This is a genomic window from Streptomyces sp. MP131-18 (assembly GCF_001984575.1).
GTDB classification, from domain to species: domain Bacteria; phylum Actinomycetota; class Actinomycetes; order Streptomycetales; family Streptomycetaceae; genus Streptomyces; species Streptomyces johnsoniae.
Window position 1 is genome coordinate 2,801,699 of record NZ_LZNS01000001.1, and the last position, 22,966, is coordinate 2,824,664.

Consider the following 22,966-nt stretch of genomic DNA (forward strand, 5'->3'; position numbering starts at 1 on the left):
AAAAGGACAGTAAGCTGCGGACACGTGATGGTCGGCAAACGACACCCCAGGCAGGGCGGACAGTCCGGACGGGCCGCGGTTCCGCTGTACGGTTTCCAGCCCCCGGTCGGCACGCCCTACGGGCTGGAGGTGAGTACCGTCGAGGATTTCTTCGCCGAGCACGACGACTGGCCGTGGAACCCGCCACGTCCGGGCCGGGCCACCTTCCACTACCTCATCGCGGTCACCGAGGGCGTATTGCGGCACGACGTCGACCACGTCACGCGGACCGTCGCCCCCGGCCAGTGGCTGTGGGTACGCCCCGGGCACACGCAGTGCCGGCATCCGCCCGGCGCCGCCCGCGGCCCGTTCCTCCTGTTCGAGCCGGACATTCTGACGCCCGGCACCGCTCGCCTCCTGGCCCCGTTCACCGCGCACGAGGCCCCTGCCGTGCTCAGCCCACACCCCGACGACGCCGCCTGGCTCCACCAGACGGCACTCCAGCTCCTGGACGAGCACCGGGCCCTCGGGCTCCGCCCCCTCGACATGCACCGCGCACTGCGCCGCAGCCTGCTCGAATCGCTGCTGCTGCGCCTCGCCAACGCCCCCGGAGCCGCCCCCACGGGCACGACGGCCAGCACCGGCCGTGGTGACACCTACTGGCGGTTGGTGGACGCCCTGGAGCTGCACTTCCGCGAACTGCACCGGGCTGCGGACTACGCCGAGCTGCTCGGCTGCTCGGTCCGCACCCTCAGCCGCGCCGCCCGGGACGCGACCGGCAAAGGGGTGCGCGAGCTCATCGACGAGCGGCGCCTCCTCGAAGCCCGGCGCCTGCTGGGGCATGCCCGGTGGGACGCCCGGGCCGTGGCCGCCCACCTCGGCTTCACCGATCCCGCGAACTTCGGCCGCTTCTTCCGCGACCGCACCGGCACCACCCCGGCCGCCTTCGCCGCCCGCGATGTCACGACCGATCCGTGAGCGCAGTGAAGCGGTGGCCCGTGGACTCGTTCCTCAGTCGTCCAGAACGACCACGTGCTTGCCCGGCATGGCGCCCGACTCGACGTCGGCATGGGCGTCACTCACCTGTTCCAGCCCGTGGTAGACCTTCGCCGCCGGGACTTTGAGGCGCCCCGCGGCGACGGCTTGGAGTTGGTCGGCGAAGACGTCCGCCGGGAGGTCGGCGGCCTCGCCCGCGTAACTGGTCAGCCGCACCCCGACGGGGAGCATGAAGGGAGTGAAGTCGGGGATCGGCCACTGCCCCGCCAGGGCTCCGGCGAAGCAGACGGTGCCGTGGCGACGGACGGTGCGCAGGGTGTCGGCGAGGACCGAGCAGCCCACCAGTCCCCGTGCGGTGTCGACGCCATCCGGCATCTGTTCGCGCACCTGGTCGGCGAGAGTGCCGTTGTCGACGAGAGGGTGGTCGACGCCCACGTCCCGCAGCTCTCCGGCCCGCTCCGGGCTGCGGGTGGTGGACAGCACGGTGGCACCGAGGTTCTTCGCGATCGTGGCCGCGCTCAGCCCGACCGTGGAGGTGCCGCCGCGGATCGGCAGCGTCTGCCCGCAGGCCGAGGCCGGTGGCGAGGGAGCCGTACGCGGTCTGGAAACATCTCCGGCAGCGCGCCGACGACGTCCCACGGCAGGCCGGTCTCGAACAGGATGACCTGCGCCGCGGGGACGGTCACGTACTGGGCATACGAGCCGTCCAGCGAGCGGCCCATGCCGCCCATCATGGTCGCCACCTGCTGCCCCGCGCGCAGCCCACTGTCCGCGTCGGCCTGGTCGACCACACCGACGCCCTCGATGCCGGGGATGCGCGGGTAGGTGACTTCGGGGTCCGACTCGCCCTTGCGGGTGGTGACCTCGGACTCGTTGACGCCGAACGCCTTCACCTTGATCCGCACCCAGCCAGGCTGGCGTACGGGCACCGGCACTTCCTTGATCTCCAGTGCGTCCAGGCCGCCGGGCCGGGTAACGACGACGGCCCGCATCATCGCCCGTGCGGCGTCGTCGGCTGCTGTCGGCCGGCTCATACCGAACTCCTTCACCATGTTCGCCCCCCTTATATGTGAACGTGAAGCCGCGGCTCCACGACGCAGGCGTGCCCGGCGAGGTCGGCGACGACGTTCCGCAGCTGCCGCGGCCGCGGCAGGCGGGCCCGGCGGACGAGGGCGGCCGCGGCCTGTACCCCGTTCAGCGGCTGGCCCGCCCAGTGGGGCGCGACGCGGCTGAGCACCGGCAAGCTGGTGTGGTTCGAGTCACGCCACTCGCCTCCGAAACTGGGGGATGTCCCGCAATCGGCTTTGGCTTCGATCAGGGCCGCGGGCTGTCGGTCGCGCCTCCATCGCGGGGGCGGCAGCCCCAAGGGACTCTGACACCGTGTGTGAGCGACCGCCTACTCGACGGGGTCGAGGGCCTGCCTGTGCGGGAGGCATCAGGTGGTTGCGCAGAGCGGTGGGGCACCTGGTGGCTCAGGGGCCGTGGGTCGCCGGCGCGCCGTATCGGGCGAGCATGGTCAGCACCGCTTGGTCGACCGCGTTGATGATGGAGGAGTCGTCGGGCTCCCAGCGTGCGAGCAGCATCCGCGGCCAGAACACGTAGTTGGAGATCATCCCGAGGAATTGGGTCGCCGCCATCTCCGCATCGTCAAGCCGGGCTGTACCAGCGGCGTTCTCCGCCGCCAGGTAGCGACGGACCGATTCGAAGTAGGGCATCTTGCCGAGCTTGAACTGGGTCTCGCCGAGCTCCGGGAAGCGCGGTACCTCGGCGATGACGATGCGGAAGAGGGCGGCCATGCCGGGCTGGGTGAGAAGGTCCACGTATCGGCGTCCGATGGTCTCAAGTCCTGCGCGGAGGTTCCCTGGCTCGGGGAGGGGGGCCTCCTCGTCGCCGACCTTCCAGTATTCGGTGACGATCGCCTCGAACAGGGCCGCCTTGGTGGTGAACTGCTTGAACAGAGTCGCCCTCGACACTCCGGCCGCCTCGGCGATGCGGGCCAGCGAGGTGCCGTCGTAGCCGGAGTCGAGGAACAGCTTCGTCGCTGCCTCGATGATGGACGTCCGCTTCTGCGCCGCCACGCGCCGGTGGTATTCCGAAGGCTGTGCCGTCATGCCCTCCAGTATGCCTCCCGCTGCGAGGTGAGTCACTTGACTCACCCCTAGTCCCGCTCTTACCTTGAGAGAGGAGGTGAGTCACTCGGCTCACCATTAATGCAAGCCTGGAAGGAAGCATCATGGGGCGCTTTGAGGGCCAGACCGTCATCGTCACGGGCGGCAGCGGGGGCATGGGCAGCAGTCATGTGCAGGGCTACCACGCCGAGGGGGCGAACGTCGTCATTGCCGGCCGCGACGACGCCGCCGGCCGCGATCTAGCTGCTCAGCTCGGCCATCGGGCTCTGTCCGTTCACCTGGATGTCGCCAGCGAGGACGACTGGGCGGCGGCGGTGCGAGAAGCCGAAGGCCACTTCGGGCCGATCAGAATCCTGGTGAACAACGCGGGCGTCCAGAACCCGGCGGCCCCTATCGAGCACACCGAACTCCGCACCTGGGAGCACACCTTCAGCGTCAACGTCACCGGCCAGTTCCTCGGCATCAGGGCCGTGGCTCCGTCGATGCGCAGGGGCGGCGGCGGAACCATCGTCAACATCGCCTCGACCATGGCCCACGTCGGCACGGCCTTCTACGCCCCCTACACCGCCAGCAAGTGGGCCGTGCGCGGACTGACCAAGACAGCCGCGCTGGAGCTGGGGCGGGACAACATCCGGGTCAACTCCATCCACCCCGGCGTCGTCTCCACACCGCTGATCAACGAACCCACCGTCGCGGGCCAGCCGGCCATCGCCGACTTCTACTCGCCCGACCCCTTCGCCATCCCCCGCCTCGCCGAACCCTCTGACATCACCCGCCTGTTGCTCTTCATCACCTCCCAGGACGCATCTTTCGCCACGGGCTCGGAATTCGTCCTGGACGGGGGCCTGCTGCTCGGCCCTGCACTCCAACCCGAAGCCGGCATCGCAGTTTGAGCTGACATTGCAGTACGGAGCGTGCAGGCGTGGGCGTCCATGTTGTTCAAGACGAAGCGACCTTGTCCTGCGATGATGACGGGCTGTGGCAGTTGTGATCACGGCGTCCGAGCCGTCCTGGACAACTCCGTTCACTGGGCTGAGCCCGGGCTGCTCCGGCAGGTTGGTGGCCGCGTTGCGACGGGAGGGCACGGATGCGGTGCGGCGGGGCCGTCCGTGGAGTCTGCCGCTGGAAGACCGGGTGCTGCTCGGGAGGATGAGGAACAAACGAGTCAATTCCCACCTGCCCCCCTCGGAGCGGTGCTGACCCCGCTACGCCATGAGCATCAGGGCACTCACACCTTGCGGTTCCGACCATCCGATGGCCGAGCAGCCCAGCAGAATCGCGCCCCCGGGCTCCGGCAGAGCCGTGCGTTTGCCCTCCTGATCACCGGAAGCCCGGTGTCGTCCGCAACCTGAGGACAATGGCGGCCGCCCCGGGCCGCTGTGCTGACCGGGGGAACCCACGAGATTCGTCAGGCCGTTGTCCCGGTTGCCGGCCGGTCGCCCACGACGCCGGTTGACATCAACGCTGACATCGACGCCGGCGGAAAGCAGCGGTCCTCGGCGACCGGCCGCGACAGTGCCCCAGCCATCCGGGCAGGGCATGAGGCGTTCGAAAAGCGGAAGGTCGCGGGTTCACGGAAGCCGTCTTCGGCAGGCTTTGGCCGCCCTCTGCGGGAGTCCGAGCGCCTCCGCATCGCCGACCGGCCGCGGGCTGCGGCCGAACGGCGACTGCTGCCGGACGCCCCCGTTCTCGGCAACAAAACCCGCAGCCAAAGACCACCGTGCCACCGGCGGGGAGCGGACCGGCCGTCCTCCCCGCAACCTCAGGCATAGCGCGACGTGCCCGTGTCCGCCCCGGGCCTCGACCGCTCAACGGCCTGACCGCCTCGTTCGAGAGCGCGGATCTCGCGGTCACGGTCATCACCGAGGTCGAACCACGACCGCTCGGGGCGAGGACCGAAGTGACCACCTACCGCATCCTTCAGGAAGCGCACACCAAAGCGCGTGGTCCTCCCCTTGGCCATGGGTGCTCGCTGTGGCGGTCGCGGTGTCCTACAGCTGGTACACGCTGCGCGCGGTTCCCGCGGTGCGCCGGCATGTGTTCGAGCTGTCCCGGCTCAAGCTGATCGGGATCTGGGCGGCGGTTGTCAGCGGCGTCGTCGAGGAGATCGTGCTCCGGCAGCTGTTGGTGGACGGGCTGTCGGCCGCCGGTGCCGCCCGCGCCGTCCAGGTCCTGACCTCGGCGGCGGTCTCCGGGGCCGCACACGCACTCTGGGTTCTGATCCGAGGCGCGTGGAGGGTGGCCCTGCCAGTGGTCGCGTCCACCGCCGCGCTCGGCGCCCTCCTGGCGATCCTCCATCTCGTCGCGGACCGCAATGTGCTGCCCGCGATCGCCGCCCACGTGGCCATCAACCTCGTGATCGAGCCCTGGCTCATCCTCGCCGCCGTATCCAGCGCGCTCATCACTCATGCGGGTGATACGGCGCGATCGCATTCGGCCGGCTGCCTGAATGAGCGGCGCGGGTGAACCACCGGCTCGTCTCCCGGCGGTGGTCATCGCCACCGGGATCTCCGCGACCGGGCACCGCGAGACCCTCGGGCTGATGGTCGGCGACAGCGAGCCGAAGCCGTTTCGGACGACGTTTGCCGGATCAGTGGGTCTGCGCTATGACGGCCGTCATACGTTGAAGCGGAACTCCACCACGTCGCCGTCGCGCATGATGTAGTCCTTGCCCTCCATGCGGGCCTTGCCGCGGGAGCGGGCCTCTGCGACGGAGCCTGCGTCGATCAGGTCGTCGAAGGAGATCACTTCTGCCTTGATGAAGCCCTTCTGGAAGTCGGTGTGGATCACACCGGCCGCTTCCGGTGCGGTTGCGCCCTTCTTGATAGTCCAGGCGCGGGCCTCCTTCGGGCCCGCCGTCAGGTAGGTCTGGAGGCCCAGGGTGTCGAAGCCGACGCCGGCGAGGGTGGCCAGGCCCGGCTCGGTCTGGCCGACGGTCTGGAGCAGCTCCAGCGCCTCATCCTCGTCCAGCTCGGCCAGGTCGGCCTCCAGCTTCGCGTTGAGGAAAATGGCCTCGGCGGGGGCGACGAGGGCCCGCTGTTCCGCCTTGAACGCCTCGTCGGTCAGCTCGTCCTCGTCCACGTTGAAGACGTAGAGGAACGGCTTCACCGTCAGCAGGTGCAGCTCGTGCAGGGGCTCGGCACGTTCGGTGCCCTGGGCGATACCGGCCGAGAACAGGGTCCGGCCGTCCTCCAGGATGGCCTTCGCCTCCTCCACGGCGCGGACCATCGGCTGCTTGTCCTTCTTTACCCTGGCCTCCTTCTGGAGGCGGGGCAGTACCTTCTCGATCGTCTGGAGGTCCGCGAGCATCAGCTCGGTGTCGATCGTTTCGATGTCGCTCTTGGGCGAGACCTTGCCGTCCACGTGTACGACGTTCTCGTCGTGGAAAGCGCGGATGACCTGGCAGATCGCGTCGGACTCGCGGATGTTGGCCAGGAACTTGTTGCCAAGGCCCTCGCCTTCGCTCGCGCCCCGCACGATGCCCGCGATGTCGACGAAGTCGACCGTGGCCGGCATGACCCGCTGGGAGCCGAACACCTCGGCGAGCCGGGCCAGGCGGGCGTCGGGGACGCCCACGACGCCGATGTTGGGCTCGATCGTGGCGAACGGGTAGTTGGCCGCGAGCACGTCATTCTTGGTCAGGGCGTTGAAAAGGGTCGACTTGCCGACATTCGGCAGGCCGACGATTCCGATCGTGAGCGACACGTGTGACTTCCCGGAACGAGGGGGTGAGCTGAGGGCCGGTGAACCAGTCTACGGGCGCCGCGGAACGGCCCCGCCTGCCCCGGGCGGACAGTCATATGGCCCGCAAGCGTGTCCATCACCTCTTCTTTCACCGCCCGCGGATTACCGTGGGGGCGTGGAACACACTACGCACACGACCCGTGACGCACGGCGCCCGCAGGCCGCGGTGCGGACACGGGTGCCGCGCCCCGCGGGGCGCCCGGCGCCGCGGCCGGGGCCGCGGCAGCGGCGCCGGCTGCCACGGCCGCGGCTCACCGGGCTCGGCTGCGGTGTGCTGGCCACGGTGACGATGGTGGCGGCGGCCCGGTGCTGCGATCTGCTGGGCGGGGCCCCCACGCTCTACGGCGTGCTGTTCGTCGCGGCCTGCGTGGCCGCCGCGGTCTGGGTCAGGCCCGCGGACCTGGTCTGCGCCCCGATCGCCGCACCGATCGCGTTCGCCACGGGCCTGCTCGCCTCGGCGGGCCCCGCGGACACCGTGACCCAGCTGGCGCTGCGCGCGCCGTGGGTGTTTCTCGGCACGCTGGCGGCGGTGGCGATCACGCTGGTGCGCAAAGGTTCGGATCTGCTCCGCCGCCGCCTCGCCCGCCGCCGCGGGAGCGGCCGGGTCAGCCGCTGAGCTGCCAGGTCAGCTCGGTCTCACCGGACTCCCAGGTCACCTCGCCAGGCTCGACGCTCTCGGGGATGAGGAATGTCTTGCACATGGTGATCTCCTCGCCGGGGCCGATGGTCGGCGGGCTGTCGCCCGATCCCTCCGGGCAGCCGTTCGGCAGCCCCAGGTCGCCGAAGGCGGTGACGAAGCCGGCCATGGAGCCGTCGGTGAGGAACAGGCTCGTGTCCGAGATCGGCCGCGGGTACTCCAGAGTGTCCCCGCCCGCATGGGCGAACGTGACGTACACGTACGCCGGCCGCTGGCCGCTGGTGTCGGCGGAGGTGTTGAGGCTCGCCAGGTCGGCGTTGGCCCCCACGTCGACCCGATCGGCCGTGATCGTCAGGTCGGCGACGGTTCCGCCCTCCTCATAGGGCACCGGCTCGCTCGGCTCGCCCTGCCCCAGGGTGCCCGGGACTCCGCCGGCCGCCGCCTCCTCCTCAGCCGCATCGGCCTCCCCCGCCGGTGCGTCATCCTCGGCCGGGGCCGCTTCCTCGGTCTGCTCGGATTCGTCGGCGCCCGGGGTGAAGGCATCCTCGGAATCGTCGTCGGAACCGCAGGCGGTGAGCGCCAGCGCCAGCACGGCGGCCGGGGCGGCGGCACGGAGCCAGGCGGACTTCCGCATGAACACGTGAATCTCCCTCGTCATGAACATCTGTCATCGTCGCTGTACGGACCGTGCCGATCCTAGGGACGGGACAGCTGTGACCAGGGATAAAGCAGATACAACTGAGGTGCAGGAGCCCGGCCGGGCCTGGCCGAGGCCTAGGGCTTGGTCTTCGCGGCGGCCTCCGCCCGCAGGTCGCGGCGCAGCTCCTTGGGCAGGGAGAACTGGATGTGCTCCTGCATCGGCTGAACGATCTCCACGTCGCCGTAGCCCCGCTCGGCCAGCCATTCCAGGACCTCGTCCACCAGCACCTCGGGCACCGAGGCGCCTGAGGAGAGCCCCACCGTGGTCACGCCCGCCAGCCACGCCTCGTCGATCTCACCCGCGTTGTCGACCAGATGGGCGGCGCCGGCGCCCGCGCCGAGGGCAACCTCGACCATGCGCGCGGAGTTCGACGAGTTTTTCGAGCCGACGACGAGGACCAGGTCCGAGTCGGCCGCGACCTGCTTGATCGCGGTCTGGCGGTTCTGCGTGGCGTAGCAGATGTCGTCGCTCGGCGGGCTGACCAGCTTGGGGAAGCGCTCCTTGAGGGCGTCGACGGTCTCCATCGTCTCGTCCACGGACAGCGTGGTCTGGGAGAGCCACACGACCTTGCCGGGGTCGCGGACCTCGACGTCGGCGACGTCCTGCGGGCCGTCGACCAGGGTGATGTGCTCGGGCGCCTCGCCGCTGGTACCGATGACCTCTTCGTGGCCCTCGTGTCCGATGAGGAGGATGTCGTAGTCCTCCTTGGCGAACCGGACGGCCTCCTTGTGCACCTTGGTGACGAGCGGGCAGGTGGCGTCGACCGTGGCGAGCCGCCCGCGCTCCGCCTCGCGGTGGACCTCGGGGGAGACGCCGTGCGCGGAGAAGATCACGATTTCGCCCTCGGGCACCTCGGCCGTCTCCTCGACGAAGATGGCGCCCTTCTTCTCCAGGGTGCGGACCACGTACTTGTTGTGCACGATCTCGTGGCGGACGTAGATGGGCGGACCGTACTGCTCCAGGGCGCGCTCGACAGCTATGACGGCGCGGTCCACTCCCGCGCAGTATCCGCGGGGCGCGGCGAGCAGGACACGGCGGCGGTCTGTGTCGTTGGCCATGGGCCCATCGTAAGGGTGCGGCCGGTCCCGGCTGTCAGTGCGCGGCGCTAGCGTGGTCGTCATGGCAGTGCAGACGTCCGCGGAGGCGCCGATTCCCGTCGGCGAGGTGTCCCGGCTGATCGGGGGGTGGATCGACCGTCTCGGTGCGGTGTGGGTGGAGGGGCAGATCACCCAGCTCTCGCGCCGGCCGGGTTTCGGCGTGGTCTTCCTCACCCTGCGGGACCCGGCGCACGACGTCTCGGTGCGGGTCACCTGCTACCGGGCCGTGTTCGACAAGGTGGCGGACGTGATAAGCGAGGGCGCCCGCGTGGTGGTGTTCGCCAAGCCCGAGTGGTATGCGCCGCGCGGGGAGTTGTCGTTGCGTGCGACGGAGATCCGCGCCGTCGGGGTGGGCGAGCTGCTGCTGCGGCTCGAGCGGCTGAAGCGGGCGCTGACCGCGGAGGGGCTGTTCGCGGAGGCGCGCAAGCGGCGGCTGCCGTTCCTGCCGCGCTGCGTCGGCCTGGTGACGGGCCGCGCCTCGGCCGCGGAGCGCGACGTCCTGCGGAACGCGCGGCTGCGCTGGCCCGCGGTCCAATTCTCCGTGCGCAATGTGGCGGTGCAGGGGGTGCATGCGGTGCCGCAGGTGATCGAGGCGGTGCGGGAGCTCGACGCGGACGCGGACGTGGAGGTGATCGTGGTGGCCAGGGGCGGCGGCAGCGTCGAGGATCTGCTGCCGTTCTCCGACGAGTTGCTGGTGCGTGCCGTCGCGGCCTGCGGCACTCCGGTGGTCTCGGCGATCGGGCACGAGCCCGATTCCCCGCTGCTGGATCTGGTGGCGGACCTGCGGGCGTCGACGCCGACCGATGCGGCCAAGCGCGTCGTGCCCGACGTGGGTGAGGAGCTGGCGCGGGTGCGGCAGTTGCGGGACCGGGCCCGGTGGGTGCTCGCGTCCCGGATCGACCGGGAGGAGCGCGGCCTCGCGGCGGCGCGCAGCCGCCCGGTGCTGGCCGAGCCGCACCGGATGGTGGACGGTCGCGCGGAGGAGCTCCAGGCGCTGCTCGGGCGCTCCCGGCGCACGCTTGCGCATCTGCTTGACCGGGCGCGCGGCGATCTGGAGCACACCAGGGCGCGCGTCGTCGCGCTGTCCCCGGCGGCGACACTGCGCCGCGGTTACGCCGTCCTCCAGCGGGCGGACGGAGCGGCAGTGCGGGAGCCGGAGGACGTGGCGGATGGCGACGTGCTGCGGGCGAGGGTGGCCGGGGGCGCCTTCGCGGTGACGGTCGGCGAGCGGCCCCCGGCGGGCGGCATAGGGTGACGCGCATGACGGGCACGACAGGCGAGACGGGAACGACGGGCACGCCGACGGACGGGACCGGCGGGGCGGCGGCGGGAGCGGCGCTGGGCTACGAGCAGGCCAGGGACGAGCTGATCGACGTCGTGCGACGGCTCGAAGCGGGCGGGGCGACGCTGGAGGAGTCGCTCGCGCTGTGGGAGCGCGGCGAGGAGCTGGCCAGGATCTGCGGGGAGTGGCTGGAGGGCGCACGGGCACGGCTGGACGCGGCACTTGCGCGCGACGAGGCCGCGGAGGAAGCGGACGAGGAGCAGACCGGCGAGGCGGACGGGGAGGACGAGTAGGGCGCTGCCCGCTCCTCCCGGTCTCCCGGTCTCCCGGTCTCCTGCTTCTTGTCCCCGGCCCGACGGCCGACTCGACGGCCTACTCGACGACTTCGAGTGCCCCGGCGAACTGGGCCAGCCGTTCGAAACCGGCCGTGCCCATGACGACGGTGGTCACGCCCGGCTCCTGGAGCACCAGCGCGTCGTACTTCGGCCCTTCCCAGCGCGCCCAGTCCCGGCCCTCGACCTGCTCGGTCCCGCCGGTGTCCTCCGCGTCCCTGGTCACGTCGGCGACGAAGCCGGCCGCGTCGCCGTCGGCCTGGGTCAGTGCGGCGTACTCCTCGTCCGGGTCGAGGAAGCCGAGCCGCCACGTGGCGCCGAAGTCGCCCAGCGGCTCGTAGCGCACGGAGGTCGCGCGCCAGTCCTCCGGCAGCCCTTCCGGCACGAGCAGGTCGTAGGGGGCGGCGCGGGCGGCGGTGGCCGACTCGACCTCATACGAAACGGTCGGCGTCGCACCCTCGGGCTGGTCCTCGGGGTTGAGCCCGACGAGCACGAAGGTTCCGGCACAGATCACCGCCATGGACAGCACCATGTTCCGGACCGACTCGAAGCGCTGCCGCTTCCCCGGCCGTGCCCCGTCCTGCGGCGGGGCCGCGTCCGCGTCCGCGCCGGTGTCCGCGCCCGTGTCCTTCGCCGGCACGTCGTCCGGCGTCACGTCCGTCGTCACGTCGTTCGCCACCCTCCCATCGTCCCGCATACCGGGACGGGCCTCGCACCCGCCCCCGGGTTCGCTCATCCGAAGGCGGTGCTGCTCATCTGTTTCCGGACCGCTACAGTCGAAGACACCCTCAGCGCGACCCGCCGCAGAAAGGTCGTTCCCGATGACTGATCACCATCTCCCGCCCCCGCTCGACGTCGCACCCGAAGCTCCCGACCGCAACCTCGCGCTCGAACTGGTCCGCGTCACCGAGGCCGGGGCGATGGCCTCGGGGCGCTGGGTGGGCCGCGGCGACAAGAACGGCGCGGACGGTGCCGCGGTGCGCGCCATGCGCGCGCTGATCTCCACCGTCTCGATGAACGGCGTGGTCGTCATCGGCGAGGGCGAGAAGGACGAGGCGCCGATGCTGTTCAACGGCGAACGTGTCGGCGACGGTTCCGGCGCCGAGTGCGACGTGGCCGTCGACCCGGTGGACGGTACGACGCTCACCGCCAAGGGCATGGCGAACGCCGTCTCCGTGCTGGCCGTGGCGGAACGCGGCGCGATGTTCGACCCGAGCGCCGTCTTCTACATGGACAAGCTGGCCACCGGCCCGGAGGCCGCCGAGTTCGTGGACATCGACGCCCCGCCGGCGGTCAACATCCGGCGGGTGGCGAAGGCCAAGGGCGGATCGCCCGGCGACGTGACCGTGTGCATCCTGGACCGCCCGCGCCACGCGGACCTGGTCAAGGAGGTGCGCGAGGCGGGCGCCCGGATCAAGTTCATCCAGGACGGCGACGTGGCAGGCGCGATCATGAGCGTCCGCGAGGGCACGGGCGTGGATCTGCTCCTCGGCGTCGGCGGCACGCCGGAGGGCATCATCGCGGCATGCGCGATCACCTGCCTCGGCGGCACGATCCAGGGCAAGTTGTGGCCCAGGGACGACGCCGAACGAAAGGCGGCGCTGGACGCGGGCCACGATCTGGACCGGGTCCTGCACACCGGCGATCTCGTGCGCGGCGAGAACGTGTTCTTCGTCGCCACCGGCATCACCGACGGCGAACTTCTGCGCGGTGTGCGCTACCGGGCGGAAACGGCCACCACCCAGTCACTGGTGGTGCGTTCGCGCTCGGGCACGATCCGGCAGATCGACTCCACGCACCGGTTGTCCAAGCTGCGCGCCTACAGCGCCATCGACTTCGACACCGGCCGCTGATCCGGCAACCGCGTCCGCGGGTGCCCATGGGTGCCCGCGGGCACGGCGGTGCGGCACCACCGCCCGGCGGCATCGTGCGGCCGGCGGGCGGGGGCCGGTGGTGGAAGCACGCCCGGGTGAGACCCGGCCCGTGGGGTGCCTCCCGCGCGCGGGTTGCGCGTGCGGGTTGAGGGCCGGGGGGCGGAACGGGGTGCGGCCTCCGGGGCGCGGCGTGTCAGGCGATGCGGGTGATATCCGTGGTGCGGCTGCCGGAGGCGGCCTCGCGGCGCCGTCGGCGGCTGAGCACCACGCGGCGCTCGGCGGCCGTCAGGCCACCCCAGACGCCGTAGGGCTCCGGCTGGAGCAGAGCGTGCTCCCGGCATTCGAGGAGCACCGGGCACCGGGCACACACCGATTTTGCCGCCTGCTCCCGGGAGAGCCTGGCCGCGGTCGGCTCCTGAGAGGGGGCGAAGAACAGCCCCGCCTCATCCCGCCGGCAGGCGGCCTCCGAGTGCCAGGGTCCAGCAACATCTCTGGAACTGCGCTGTGTGGGGCCGGCTGATGACCACTGGGACTCTTGTGGCGGTGACGATTGCAGCACGGTCAACTCCTGACGACGGCTACGGAGGTCGCTCCTGGCTGGTGGACCCTCACCCGTCAAGGGGGAAGCCGCAGTTCACCCTTCCCGCCGTGCGGCCATACGAGTGACGGTCCCCCCAGCCCTACCCGCTGTGCGCACGCTTATGCACGGAGCGACAACGTCGCCGGTCGTATCAGCCTCCCGGGTCACTCGCGGCTGAGGTCGCGCACCCGCTTTCCCGGAACGTGCTTTGCTTCCACCCCGCCCCAGATGGCGACCCCCTGGACCACGACCACGGGGGCGTGCGGCTCGGTCGACTCGGCCTCGCGCACCTCGAAGCCGCCCATGATGCCGCTGCCGGCGCTGCGCAGGCTCACGTTCTCCGGGACCTTGATCTCGATGCCCCCGCAGATCGCCGTCGCATTGATGACGATGTACTGCTGCTCGAATATCGCCTCGGTCAGGTCCAGCTCGACGCCACCGCAGACGGCCACCGCATTGATCTTGCCGCCGACGCGCCAACGGCCCTGCCGGGTCGCGCCGCTGAGGACGGCCACCACATTCTTCGCGCTGGCCACATGCACCCCGTGCGGTGCGCGGACGGGGTGCGGAGACCCGGGAGGCGGCGGGGCGGGCCGGTAGGTGCCCTGGGCCGGCGGCGGCCCGGGGGCGGGCCGCTGACCGGCCGGCAGATCCCGGATCAGCGGCTCCAGCTCGGCGAGGGTCTTGGCCTTGAAGACCGCCTCGATCCGCTCCGAGTGCTCCTCGGCGTCGAGCCGCCCCTCGGCCAGCGCCTCGCGCAGGATGTCGGCTATCCGGTCACGGTCCGCGTCGGAGGCCCGGACAGGCTGCTTCTCCAGCGGCACGGCGGGCGGATTCTCAGCGTTCACGGGCCCAAGCCTACAGATACGCGATACATCGCGACTAGCCCCTGTACGTTAAAGTGATATCAGATTGCTAACCCATGGAGCGAGGATCGCATGACACCCGACGCACCCGGCACCACCGCCACACCCGCCGCCGGCACCGCCGACACCCCGGACATGCCCGCCCCCCGGGTGCGCGAGGCCCGCGCGCACAGCGTTCCCGGCGGCCTGGCGCTGCTGCTCACCTTTCTCGGGGCCCTGTTGGGGCTCGGCGTCACCGTCATGGGCATCCCCGTGACCGCGACCGGATCGCCGGGGCTCGGGGTGCCGATGATCGTGGTCGGCGGACTGCTGTTCCTCGTATCGGTGTTCCTCATGACCGGGCTCAACATGGTCGCGCCGGGCGAGGCCCGCGTCGTCCAGTTCTTCGGCCGCTACACCGGCACCATCCGCGACGACGGCCTGCGCTGGGTCAACCCGCTGACCACGCGCGCCAAGATCTCCACCCGCGTCCGCAACCACGAGACGGCCGTGCTGAAGGTCAACGACGCCGACGGCAACCCCATCGAGCTGGCCGCGGTGATCGTCTGGCAGGTCGAGGACACCGCGCAGGCCAGCTTCGAGGTGGACGACTTCATCGAGTTCGTCGGCACTCAGACCGAGTCGGCCGTCCGGCACATCGCGATCGAATACCCCTACGACGCCCACGGCGCGGACCAGCTCTCGCTGCGCGGCGACGCGGAGGAGATCACCGAGAAGCTGGCCGTCGAGCTGACCGCCCGCGTCCGGGCGGCGGGCGTCCGCATCATCGAGTCCCGTTTCACCCACCTCGCCTACGCCCCCGAAATCGCCTCCGCCATGCTCCAGCGCCAGCAGGCGGGCGCGGTGGTGGCCGCCCGGGAGACCATCGTCGAGGGCGCCTGCGGAATGGTGGAGGCCGCCCTCGAACGCATAGCGGAGCTGGAGGCCGTCGAGTTCGACGAGGAGCGCAAGGCCGCCATGGTCTCCAACCTCCTCGTGGTGCTGTGCGGCGACCGCGCCCCCCAGCCCGTGCTGAACGCGGGATCGCTCTACCAGTGACGGAAGGCTCCGCGCGCCGCGGGCGCAAGCAGGTGCTGCTGCGGCTCGACCCGGCCGTCCACGACGCGCTGAGCAAGTGGGCGGCGGACGAGCTGCGCAGCACCAACGCGCAGATCGACTACCTGCTGCGCCAGGCGCTCAAGGAGGCCGGGCGCCTGCCCAGGGGCGCCAGGCCACACCCCGGGCGCGGCCGGCCGGCCAAGAGCCGGCCCGCGGGGGACGTACCGGAGACGGCGGAGCCGGGGACGGCGGAAGACACGCGGGAGACGGGAGGCGCGGAAGGCGAAGAGGAGACCCGGCAGGCGGGGCGGCCCGAGGGCCCGGGCGGCACACGCCCCGGCTGACGGCCCCCGGGGTCAGCAGAGCGGCGTCAGGAGAGCGGCGTCAGGAGAGCGGCGGCGCCATCTCGAACCACACCAGCTTGCCCGTGCTCAGCCGCGTCGCGCCCCACTGGCGGGCCAGCCGCTGAACGAGGTACAGGCCGCGGCCGCCCTCGTCCGCCGGGCCCGCCTGCCGCAGCCGCGGCAGCTGCGGAACGTCGTCGCCGACCTCGCAGCGCAGCACGTCGGTGCGCAGCAGCCGCACGGACACCGGCCGTTCCGCGTACCTGACCGCGTTCGTCACGACCTCGCTGACCAGCAGCTCGACCGAATCCTCCAGCTCGCCGAGATCCCAGCGCGCCAGGCTCTCGCGGACCAGCCGACGCGCCTCGCGCACCGACTCGGCCCGCGGGTCCAGGCGGCAGTACGCGACATCGTCCGGTGCGATGCCCTCGAACCTGGCGGCCAGCAGCGCAATGTCGTCGTCCCGGTCGCCCGGGCCCACGATGTCGAGGATCTCGTCGCACAGCGGCTCCAGCGGCGCCGCCGAGTTGGGCCGGACCAGCCGCGAGATCTCGGCGAGCTTCTCGCGTAGATGTTCCACTCCGGTCCATACGTCCCGACTTCGCGACTCCACCAGGCCGTCGGTGTAGAGCACGAGCGTCGCCCCGGCCGGGGCGGCCAGCTCCACCGTCTCGAAGTCGACGCCGCCCACGCCGATCGGCGCGTTCGGCGGCAGGTCGAGCACCTCGGTCGAGCCGTCGACGTGCAGCAGAACGGGCGGCGGATGGCCCGCGTTCGCCGCCGTGATGCGGTGCGCGACCGGGTCGTACACCGCGTACAGGCAGGTCGCCATCCGGTCCGTGCCCAGCCGCTGCGCCTGCTCGTCGAGATGGTGCAGCACCTCCTGCGGCGGCAGGTCCAGCCCGGCCAGCGTCTGCACGGTGGTCCGCAGCTGGCCCATGATGGCCGCTGATGTGGTCGAGTGGCCCATCACGTCGCCGACGACGAGCGCGACCCGGCTGCCGGGCAGCGGGATCGCGTCGTACCAGTCGCCGCCGACGCGGGCGGACTGCGCCGCCGGGAGGTAACGGCTGGCCAGCCGCACACCGGTGGGCTGCGGCAGGTCGTCCGGCAGCATGGTGCGCTGCAACTCGTCGGCGATCGACGCCTCGCGGCCGTACAGCACCGCCTTGTCGACGCCCAGCGCCGAGTGGGTCGCCAGCTGCTGGGCGACCTGGAGGTCCTCCGCCTCAAACGATTCACGATCGGGCCTGCGGAGAAAGACGGCGGCGCCGATCACCCGGCGCCGACCGCGCAGCGGCGCGACGATCGCGCGCTGCCCCTCGGGCAGCGACACGGCGCCGGTCAGCTCGCGCAGCGCGGCCCTGGGCACCTGCGACTCCACGAAGACCGGCCGCACCCCGCGCAGGACCTCGGCGAGCGGCCCGTTACCCCGGACCTCGACCAGGGAGGTCGCGCTGGCCAGTATCGGCAGCACCGGGCCCGAGCCGTCCGCGCGCAGATCGCCGACCGAGCCGAGGGCGAGCGCCTCCGGGATGCGGTCGGTGCGGCGCAGCTTCAGCACCCAGGGCGTCACCGGCTGCTCGTCACCGACCGGCAGCGGATGTCTGAGGTAGACGAGGATCGCGTCGGAGAACGTCGGCACCGAGGCGCGGCACAGGCCGAGCACGATCTCGTCCAGGTCCATGCCCCGGGCGATACGACGGGTGGCGGCCCCCACGAACCGCAGCCGGTCGGTGTCGCCCATCCCGCCGTTCAGCCCCTCGCCCGAGGCGGGGCGCGTGGGCGGCTGCTCCGCGGATTCTGGCTCGGAGCGGGCGTGCGGCAGCCCCGAGCTGTCGGCGAAAGGAGATACGTCCGCCGTACGAGCCACGGGCTGCGGTGGGGTCGGGTCCGTCACGAGGGGGAGTCCATCCAGGCGGGAACTAGCGTGCGGGGTGGGGGCGTTGTGCGGTTGTGGGGGTCGATCCTACGGTTCTCGGCAGGGGATGCATCAAGAGGCTCTCGGGTGGGGCGGCAGGCTGCGGGCCGCCGGTGCGGGCGCCAGGCCGGTGGCGGGCCGGTCCCAGTCGCCGGGCAGCTGCGGGGTCCGCCAGCGCGGATCGGGCCGCCAGGAAGCCCAGGTCTCGGAGAACGGACGTCCCCACATGCGGACGAGGCGGATCGCCTCTTTTCCGGCCGCACGGACCCGTTCCGCCTGCCCGGTGTCCAGGAGTCCTGCCTCCTGGGCCTGGGCGAACTCGTCCTCGTCCCGCCACTCCCAGCTGCGGTCGGGATAGACCGCGATGTCGAGAAAGTGATCTTCGGAATCCACCCCGCCCGGCCACCGGCTCCGGGGCTCTTCAAGATTGACGTACCAGTTCTTGAAGCGCCACCCCCGATCCCAGAAAAGCCACACGGACCACGGCTCACCCGGCCGGGCCAGCTTCAGGACGCCGGCGCCGAACCAGCGCGAGCGCACCGCCGTCCTCGGCTTGGTGTAGCGCGTGGCCAGCGGCTCGTCGTGAACGGCGGTGCCGTCGGCCAGCTCCGGTTTGATGCACTCGGTCCCCGGCGCCATCCAGACGGCCAGCAGCCCGGGAGTGTCCTGGACAACGGTGACCGGACGGCAGATGTGCAACGCGTCGGACCCGTTGGCCCGGTATCGCCAGAGGATGTGGTCCCCCGGCCGCCACGGATGCGCGCCGCCTGCCGACTCTCTTCCCGTTGTCATCTACACATGGTATTCGGGTCGACGCGGACCGCGGGCGCATCCGGCGGCCGGGTTCAGGGGCGGGTCATACGCAGCACGTCCAGCGCCTCGTCGAGCTGCTCGATCGTCAACTCGCCGCGCTCCACATACCCCCCGTCGAGGACCGCCTCGCGGATCGTCTTGCGCTCGGCGAGCGCCCGCTTGGCGACCTTGGCGGCGGCCTCGTAGCCGATGTAGCGGTTGAGCGGGGTGACCACGGAGGGGGAGGACTCGGCGTACTCGCGGGCGCGCTCCACGTTGGCCGTGATGCCGTCGACGGTGCGGTCGGCGAGCAGGCGGGAGGCATTGGCCAGCAGCCGGACGGACTCCAGCACATTCTTGGCGATCACGGGCAGCATGACGTTCAGCTCGAAGTTGCCCGAGGCGCCGGCGGTGGTGACGGTCACGTCGTTGCCGATGACCTGGGCCGCCACCATGAGCACGGCCTCGGGGATCACCGGGTTGACCTTGCCCGGCATGATCGAGGAGCCGGGCTGGAGGTCGGGCAGCGCGATCTCGGCGAGGCCCGTGCGCGGCCCGGAGGACATCCAGCGCAGGTCGTTGCAGATCTTGGTGAACGACACGGCGATGGTCCGCAGCTGGCCCGAGGTCTCCACCAGGCCGTCACGGGCGCCCTGGGCCTCGAAGTGGTCGCGGGCCTCGGTCAACGGCAGCCCCGTGGTCCGCGCGACCTCGGCGATGACGGCGGCGGAGAAGCCGGGCGGCGTGTTGATGCCCGTGCCGACGGCGGTGCCGCCGAGCGGCAGCTCGGCCAGCCGGGGCAGCGAGGCCGTCAACCGCTCGATGCCATAACGCACCTGGGCGGCGTACCCGTCGAACTCCTGGCCGAGCGTCACGGGGGTGGCGTCCATCAGGTGCGTGCGCCCCGACTTCACCACGTCCGCGAACTCCGCGCCCTTGCGCTCCAGCGCCTCGGCCAGGTGCGTGAGCGCGGGGACCAGCTCGCCGGTCACCGCGCCGGTCGCCGCGATGTGGATGGAGGAGGGGAACACGTCGTTGGAGGACTGGCTCGCGTTGACGTGGTCATTGGGGTGGACCGGGCGGCCCAGGCGCTCGGTCGCCAGCGTCGCGAGCACCTCATTGGTGTTCATGTTCGAGGAGGTGCCGGAGCCCGTCTGGAAGACGTCGACCGGGAAGTGCTCGTCCCAGCGTCCCTCGGCCACCTCCTCCGCGGCCCGGACGATGGCCTCGGCCATGTCCTTCTCGATGACGCCCAGCTCGGCATTGACAGTGGCCGCCGCCGCCTTGATCCGGGCGAGGGCCGCAATGTGGGAGCGCTCGATGCGCTGACCCGAAATCGGGAAATTCTCCACGGCACGCTGCGTCTGCGCCCGCCACCTGGCGTCCGCGGGCACCCGCACCTCGCCCATCGAGTCGTGCTCGACGCGGTATTCGTTCGTACCACTCATAAGGACGAATCTACCGGTCTGCCGGGCGGGCTCAGTCGAGGGTTATCCGCTTGCCCGCCAACGCCCGACGAGCGCGCCGGGTGCGGCGCGCGCCGTGCTCGCGCATCAGTTGCTCGGCGACGGCGGTGCGCACCGGTGAGTCCAGCGAGCCGAGCTGGACGCACGCGCGTTCCGTCGGCCAGCCGTCGGGGCCGTAGTAGGCGGCCAGATCGGGGATGAGCCCGGCCCACAGCGCGGGCGAACGTTCCTCCAGCGCGCGCTCGGTCCGCCGGCGCAGCTCACCGGCCTCGCTCGGGCGCAGCCGGTCCGCGACGGCCGTCCGGTCGGGCGGCGCCTGCCGCCCCTCCCCCGGGTCCCGCGACGCCGTGTCCCGGCGCTCCTGCCGCGTATCGCCGGGTCCGGGGCGGGCGCGCAGACCGAGGGTGGGCGCCGTCGCGGGCGCCGGTTGCGGGGCGGCCGGGGCTGCCGGGGCCGCCGGGGCGCGCAGCAGATCGCGCAGGAGGTCGCGGGTCTCGGCGGCCGACGCCGGGCGGTCCGCGCGGTCCTTGGCGAGCAGCCGCAGCACCAGCGCATCGACCTCCGCGGGAACGTCAGGCCGCAGCGCACTCGGCGGCTCGGGCTCCTGGTGCACCTGCCGGTACATGACCTGCATCGCCGTGCCACCGGGCGGGAACACCGTCCGGCCGGTCAGCATCCCGAACAGCACGCAGCCCAGCGCGTACAGATCGGTACCGGCGTCCACGGGGCCGCCGGTGCACTGTTCGGGTGCCATGTAGTCGGGCGTTCCGATCACGGTGCCGGTGGCCGTGATCGAGGACCGACGCTGCTCGCTGAGTCCCTCGGCGAAGCGCGCGATGCCGAAGTCCAGCAGCTTCACTCGGCCGTGGCTGAGCATGACGTTGCCCGGTTTGAGGTCGCGGTGCACGATCCCCGTGCCCGGCGCGTGCGCGGCGGCCAGCGCGTCCGCGATCTGCGCGGCCCACTCCAGCGCGTCCGCCCGCGGCGGCACGCCCTCGGCCAGGCGCTCCATCAGTGACTGGCCGGGCACCAGCTCCATCACCAGGAAGACGGCGGGCCTGCCGTCGAACGTGCCGGTGAACAGGTCGTGCACCATGACGATGTGCGGATGTGCGAGCCCGGCGATGGCCATGGCCTCCCGCTCCAGACGCCGCACCAGCTCACTGTCCGCACCGTCCGTCGCGGTCTTGATCGCCACGTCGCGGCCGAGGCGCTCGTCCTTCGCCCGCCAGACCTGGCCCATGCCGCCCTCGCCGAGCTTGCTGAGCAGCCGGTACCGGCCCTCGACGACGTCCCCCACCGCCATCCGTCCCCCCTGCGCCGCGTCTGACCCGTTGTCAGTAGGACGGCTTAGGATTCCACAGCATGGCCCGGGACCGGGTCGGCGGGGCAGGGGGGTGGAGCATGCGCGGCGCCGTGGCGGCACTGGCGGGGCTGGTCGGGTCCGTTCTGATCTTAGGCCTGCTCATGGCGCCCCCGGCGCACGCCGCCGGGCAGCTGGACGCCGCGGCGGAGGCCCTGGCCGACGGCCCCGGCGTGTGGATCGCCGAGGACTACGAGGGCATCGACGAGCGGACCGTCGAGCTGATGCGCGCCCGGTACGCCGCCGCCGAGACGCCGATCCGGGTCGCGATGCTCACCGAGGAGATGGGCGAGGGCGACGCGGCGGCCGAGGAGCTGGCCGCGAGCGTCGGCGAGCGGGGCGTCTACCTCGTGTACAGCGAGGTGCCCTCGCCCGTCAGCGACAGCCCGGTGACCGCGAGCGCGTGGGCCGTGACGGGCGTGCCGGTGACCCGCGAGGACCTTGAGGCCGAGGACTCGCACCGCATCGGCATCCCCTCGGGCAACTTCCTGCTGTCGCTGCCCGACGCCCTCGACGACGACCTGCGGCCCTCGGTCGCCGCCGTCTCGGACGACGACCCGTTCTTCGTCGACCCCGCCGTCACCGCGGCGTTCCCCGCGCTGGACATGCAGTTGCTGCGCGATTCCTTCGCGGGGGTGCCGCGGATACGGGCCGCGCTGGTCTCCGGCGTCGGCGGCGCCCTGGAGGCGGCACAGGCGTCGATGCTGAGCGGCCTGCCCGACGACGGCGTTGCGGTGCTCATCCAGTGGGAGGACGACGGCGCCTTCTCCGCCGTGTTCGGCGCCGGCCCCGACGTGCCGTACGAGATATCCGATCTTGAGACCGTCATCGGCGCCTCGGCCATCACCGAAGTGCCGGTGGACCAAGTGCCGCAGCGGCTGGCCCTGCTGGCGGCGCTGCTCTCGTCCGCGGACCCCGCGGAGACCGCTCGGGCGGCGCTCGCGGACACCGCTGTCTACGTGCACCCCGGGATATCCGACTGGCGGACGACGCCGGAGGAGGTGGCGGAGCACGCCGAGGCGCTGACGGCGGCCGACCCGTCGGCCAGGGTGGCGTTCCTTCCCGAGCCCGTGCTCGACCTCCGCTTCGGCGATCCGCTGCCGGGGCCCGAGAGCGCGCTCGCCGAGCTGGTCGCCGCCGACGGGCAGAACGTGGCGGTGTTCACCGTCGCCCCCTACCACGGCGGCCGTGTGAGCACGACCTCCGCGACCGGGGAGGCGTCGTTCGTCGAGGCCGCCGGGTGGGCGCACGGCAGCGACGCGTTCATCGGGGAGACGCTGACCGACCTGCTGGGACGCATCGAGTCGGCGGACGGCTTCGGCCCCTCCCTCAGGCCTCCCGGCCCGGAGGCCCTCGGGCGCTTCGCCCTGCTGTTCCTGCTCCTGTCGGTCGCGGCCCTGCTGGCGCGCGTGCTCGGCAGGCGGCTCACCCGGCGCCAGCGCCGGGCCAGGGCCGCCGCCGTCCGCCGCAGGCGGCTGTCGATCATGCCGCCGGCCCGCGTCCGCAGCGAGTTGGCCACCGCGGAGCTGGCCGCGCGGGCGGCCGCCGCGGACCTCATACGGCTCGGCGACGACCTGGCGGACGTTCCGCTGCCCGCGTCCCCGAGTGCTCTGCGGGCGCTGAAGCGGCTGCGCGGCGAGTACGAGCGTCTGCTCGACGCCCACGCGAACGTCACGTCGCGCGAGGACGTCGTCCGCCTCCGCCAGGACCTCACGCGCGTCCGCCGCGGCCTCGACCGGCTGCCGCGCCCCGTGAGCCGCTGAGACCGCGGGACGCAGGACGCGGGCGCGGTCCGGCCGCCCCGCGGAAAACGGCGTGGGGCGGCC

At 71.9% G+C, this 22,966-nt stretch carries 21 protein-coding genes and 4 pseudogenes; 13 read left to right on the forward strand and 12 right to left on the reverse strand.

Annotation, left to right across the window (positions count from 1 at the left end; translation table 11 throughout):
- The first annotated feature begins 24 nt into the window (after positions 1-24).
- Complete coding sequence (locus STBA_RS12330) at positions 25-957, forward strand: AraC family transcriptional regulator (RefSeq protein WP_077059300.1); 933 nt, start codon at positions 25-27, stop codon at positions 955-957.
- 33 nt (positions 958-990) lie between these two features.
- Here STBA_RS12330 and STBA_RS12335 read toward each other — a convergent pair.
- A pseudogene (locus STBA_RS12335) lies at positions 991-2,009 on the reverse strand (alcohol dehydrogenase catalytic domain-containing protein).
- Between the two features lie 77 nt (positions 2,010-2,086).
- Here STBA_RS12335 and STBA_RS38760 point away from each other — a divergent pair.
- Positions 2,087-2,234: pseudogene (locus STBA_RS38760) on the forward strand (ATP-binding protein); the annotation flags it as partial.
- Between the two features lie 213 nt (positions 2,235-2,447).
- On the opposite strand, the gene STBA_RS12340 reads toward STBA_RS38760, so the two are convergent.
- Positions 2,448-3,086, reverse strand: coding sequence for a TetR/AcrR family transcriptional regulator (locus STBA_RS12340; RefSeq protein WP_077059301.1), 639 nt, complete (start codon positions 3,084-3,086; stop codon positions 2,448-2,450).
- Between the two features lie 122 nt (positions 3,087-3,208).
- Here STBA_RS12340 and STBA_RS12345 point away from each other — a divergent pair, with 122 nt between their 5' ends.
- The 4 genes and pseudogenes from STBA_RS12345 to STBA_RS36410 all read left to right on the forward strand — a co-directional run.
- Positions 3,209-3,997 carry a glucose 1-dehydrogenase gene (locus STBA_RS12345; RefSeq protein WP_077059302.1) on the forward strand — a complete coding sequence of 263 codons (789 nt, stop codon included), beginning with the start codon at positions 3,209-3,211 and terminating at the stop codon, positions 3,995-3,997.
- A gap of 85 nt (positions 3,998-4,082) precedes the next feature.
- Positions 4,083-4,247, forward strand: a pseudogene (locus STBA_RS12350) (IS5/IS1182 family transposase); the annotation flags it as partial.
- Between the two features lie 396 nt (positions 4,248-4,643).
- Complete coding sequence (locus STBA_RS38765; protein WP_253194683.1) at positions 4,644-5,570, forward strand: CPBP family intramembrane glutamic endopeptidase; 927 nt, start codon at positions 4,644-4,646, stop codon at positions 5,568-5,570.
- Positions 5,561-5,664 (forward strand): annotated as a pseudogene (locus STBA_RS36410) (transposase); the annotation flags it as partial. The gene STBA_RS38765 and the pseudogene STBA_RS36410, both read left to right, overlap by 10 nt.
- Positions 5,665-5,720: 56 nt before the next feature.
- Here STBA_RS36410 and ychF read toward each other — a convergent pair.
- Positions 5,721-6,809: a redox-regulated ATPase YchF gene (gene ychF, locus STBA_RS12360; RefSeq protein WP_077059304.1), complete on the reverse strand. Its 1,089-nt coding sequence runs from the start codon at positions 6,807-6,809 to the stop codon at positions 5,721-5,723.
- 154 nt (positions 6,810-6,963) lie between these two features.
- Between ychF and STBA_RS37755 the strand changes: the two genes are divergently transcribed.
- Positions 6,964-7,464 (forward strand): DUF6542 domain-containing protein, encoded by a 501-nt coding sequence (locus tag STBA_RS37755; protein WP_171987694.1) that lies wholly within the window; start codon positions 6,964-6,966, stop codon positions 7,462-7,464.
- Here the strand turns inward: STBA_RS37755 and STBA_RS36420 are convergent.
- Together STBA_RS36420 and STBA_RS12375 are read right to left on the reverse strand one after the other, a co-directional pair.
- Positions 7,454-8,143: a hypothetical protein gene (locus tag STBA_RS36420; RefSeq protein WP_143659472.1), complete on the reverse strand. Its 690-nt coding sequence runs from the start codon at positions 8,141-8,143 to the stop codon at positions 7,454-7,456. The genes STBA_RS37755 and STBA_RS36420 overlap by 11 nt on opposite strands.
- 116 nt (positions 8,144-8,259) lie before the next feature.
- Entirely contained in the window at positions 8,260-9,243 is a 984-nt protein-coding gene (locus tag STBA_RS12375; RefSeq protein WP_077059307.1) for a 4-hydroxy-3-methylbut-2-enyl diphosphate reductase, read from the reverse strand.
- Positions 9,244-9,304: 61 nt separating this feature from the next.
- Between STBA_RS12375 and xseA the strand changes: the two genes are divergently transcribed.
- Together xseA and STBA_RS12385 are read left to right on the forward strand one after the other, a co-directional pair.
- Positions 9,305-10,537 (forward strand): exodeoxyribonuclease VII large subunit, encoded by a 1,233-nt coding sequence (gene xseA / locus STBA_RS12380; RefSeq protein WP_077063274.1) that lies wholly within the window; start codon positions 9,305-9,307, stop codon positions 10,535-10,537.
- 5 nt (positions 10,538-10,542) lie between these two features.
- Positions 10,543-10,857, forward strand: coding sequence for an exodeoxyribonuclease VII small subunit (locus STBA_RS12385; protein WP_077059308.1), 315 nt, complete (start codon positions 10,543-10,545; stop codon positions 10,855-10,857).
- Positions 10,858-10,936: 79 nt separating this feature from the next.
- Here STBA_RS12385 and STBA_RS12390 read toward each other — a convergent pair whose 3' ends face one another.
- The gene (locus STBA_RS12390; protein ID WP_253194685.1) at positions 10,937-11,575 is read right to left on the reverse strand and encodes a DUF4245 domain-containing protein; all 639 of its coding nucleotides are present in this window, start codon (positions 11,573-11,575) and stop codon (positions 10,937-10,939) included.
- A gap of 142 nt (positions 11,576-11,717) precedes the next feature.
- Between STBA_RS12390 and glpX the strand changes: the two genes are divergently transcribed.
- Entirely contained in the window at positions 11,718-12,749 is a 1,032-nt protein-coding gene (glpX, locus tag STBA_RS12395) for a class II fructose-bisphosphatase (protein ID WP_077059309.1), read from the forward strand.
- Positions 12,750-12,963: 214 nt separating this feature from the next.
- On the opposite strand, the gene STBA_RS12400 is transcribed toward glpX, so the two are convergent.
- Both STBA_RS12400 and STBA_RS12405 read right to left on the reverse strand, forming a co-directional pair.
- A complete protein-coding gene (locus tag STBA_RS12400) occupies positions 12,964-13,329 on the reverse strand; it encodes a WhiB family transcriptional regulator (protein ID WP_171987695.1) in 366 nt (121 codons plus the stop codon).
- Positions 13,330-13,514: 185 nt separating this feature from the next.
- Positions 13,515-14,198 carry a DUF1707 domain-containing protein gene (locus STBA_RS12405; RefSeq protein WP_253194687.1) on the reverse strand — a complete coding sequence of 228 codons (684 nt, stop codon included), beginning with the start codon at positions 14,196-14,198 and terminating at the stop codon, positions 13,515-13,517.
- Positions 14,199-14,288: 90 nt separating this feature from the next.
- Between STBA_RS12405 and STBA_RS12410 the strand changes: the two genes are divergently transcribed.
- Both STBA_RS12410 and STBA_RS38770 read left to right on the forward strand, forming a co-directional pair.
- Positions 14,289-15,254 carry an SPFH domain-containing protein gene (locus tag STBA_RS12410; protein WP_077059311.1) on the forward strand — a complete coding sequence of 322 codons (966 nt, stop codon included), beginning with the start codon at positions 14,289-14,291 and terminating at the stop codon, positions 15,252-15,254.
- Positions 15,239-15,598, forward strand: coding sequence for a hypothetical protein (locus tag STBA_RS38770; protein WP_107485215.1), 360 nt, complete (start codon positions 15,239-15,241; stop codon positions 15,596-15,598). The genes STBA_RS12410 and STBA_RS38770 overlap by 16 nt, the downstream gene beginning before the upstream one ends.
- Before the next feature lie 40 nt (positions 15,599-15,638).
- Here the strand turns inward: STBA_RS38770 and STBA_RS12420 are convergent, their stop codons facing one another.
- The 4 genes from STBA_RS12420 to STBA_RS12435 all read right to left on the reverse strand — a co-directional run bounded on the left by STBA_RS12420 (position 15,639) and on the right by STBA_RS12435 (position 21,083).
- A complete protein-coding gene (locus STBA_RS12420) occupies positions 15,639-17,498 on the reverse strand; it encodes a SpoIIE family protein phosphatase (RefSeq protein ID WP_077059312.1) in 1,860 nt (619 codons plus the stop codon).
- Positions 17,499-17,591: 93 nt separating this feature from the next.
- A complete protein-coding gene (locus STBA_RS12425; RefSeq protein ID WP_077059313.1) occupies positions 17,592-18,311 on the reverse strand; it encodes a DUF402 domain-containing protein in 720 nt (239 codons plus the stop codon).
- Positions 18,312-18,364: 53 nt separating this feature from the next.
- On the reverse strand, positions 18,365-19,759 hold the full coding sequence (locus tag STBA_RS12430; protein ID WP_077059314.1) for a class II fumarate hydratase: 1,395 nt from the start codon (positions 19,757-19,759) through the stop codon (positions 18,365-18,367).
- Between the two features lie 31 nt (positions 19,760-19,790).
- On the reverse strand, positions 19,791-21,083 hold the full coding sequence (locus STBA_RS12435) for a serine/threonine-protein kinase (protein ID WP_077059315.1): 1,293 nt from the start codon (positions 21,081-21,083) through the stop codon (positions 19,791-19,793).
- 59 nt (positions 21,084-21,142) lie between these two features.
- Between STBA_RS12435 and STBA_RS12440 the strand changes: the two genes are divergently transcribed.
- The gene (locus STBA_RS12440; protein WP_143659473.1) at positions 21,143-22,903 is read left to right on the forward strand and encodes a hypothetical protein; all 1,761 of its coding nucleotides are present in this window, start codon (positions 21,143-21,145) and stop codon (positions 22,901-22,903) included.
- Positions 22,904-22,966: the final 63 nt, after the last annotated feature.

Coding starts and splice junctions, on each gene's coding strand:
- STBA_RS12340 (WP_077059301.1), bottom strand. CDS start 3,086: ATGACGGCACAGCCTTCGGAATACCACCGGCGCGTGGCGGCGCAGAAG.
- xseA (WP_077063274.1), top strand. CDS start 9,305: ATGGCAGTGCAGACGTCCGCGGAGGCGCCGATTCCCGTCGGCGAGGTG.
- STBA_RS12425 (WP_077059313.1), bottom strand. CDS start 18,311: ATGACAACGGGAAGAGAGTCGGCAGGCGGCGCGCATCCGTGGCGGCCG.
- STBA_RS12410 (WP_077059311.1), top strand. CDS start 14,289: ATGACACCCGACGCACCCGGCACCACCGCCACACCCGCCGCCGGCACC.
- STBA_RS12375 (WP_077059307.1), bottom strand. CDS start 9,243: ATGGCCAACGACACAGACCGCCGCCGTGTCCTGCTCGCCGCGCCCCGC.
- STBA_RS12345 (WP_077059302.1), top strand. CDS start 3,209: ATGGGGCGCTTTGAGGGCCAGACCGTCATCGTCACGGGCGGCAGCGGG.
- STBA_RS38765 (WP_253194683.1), top strand. CDS start 4,644: ATGAGGCGTTCGAAAAGCGGAAGGTCGCGGGTTCACGGAAGCCGTCTT.
- STBA_RS12435 (WP_077059315.1), bottom strand. CDS start 21,083: ATGGCGGTGGGGGACGTCGTCGAGGGCCGGTACCGGCTGCTCAGCAAG.
- STBA_RS12430 (WP_077059314.1), bottom strand. CDS start 19,759: ATGAGTGGTACGAACGAATACCGCGTCGAGCACGACTCGATGGGCGAG.
- STBA_RS12385 (WP_077059308.1), top strand. CDS start 10,543: ATGACGGGCACGACAGGCGAGACGGGAACGACGGGCACGCCGACGGAC.
- STBA_RS36420 (WP_143659472.1), bottom strand. CDS start 8,143: ATGACGAGGGAGATTCACGTGTTCATGCGGAAGTCCGCCTGGCTCCGT.
- glpX (WP_077059309.1), top strand. CDS start 11,718: ATGACTGATCACCATCTCCCGCCCCCGCTCGACGTCGCACCCGAAGCT.
- STBA_RS12440 (WP_143659473.1), top strand. CDS start 21,143: ATGGCCCGGGACCGGGTCGGCGGGGCAGGGGGGTGGAGCATGCGCGGC.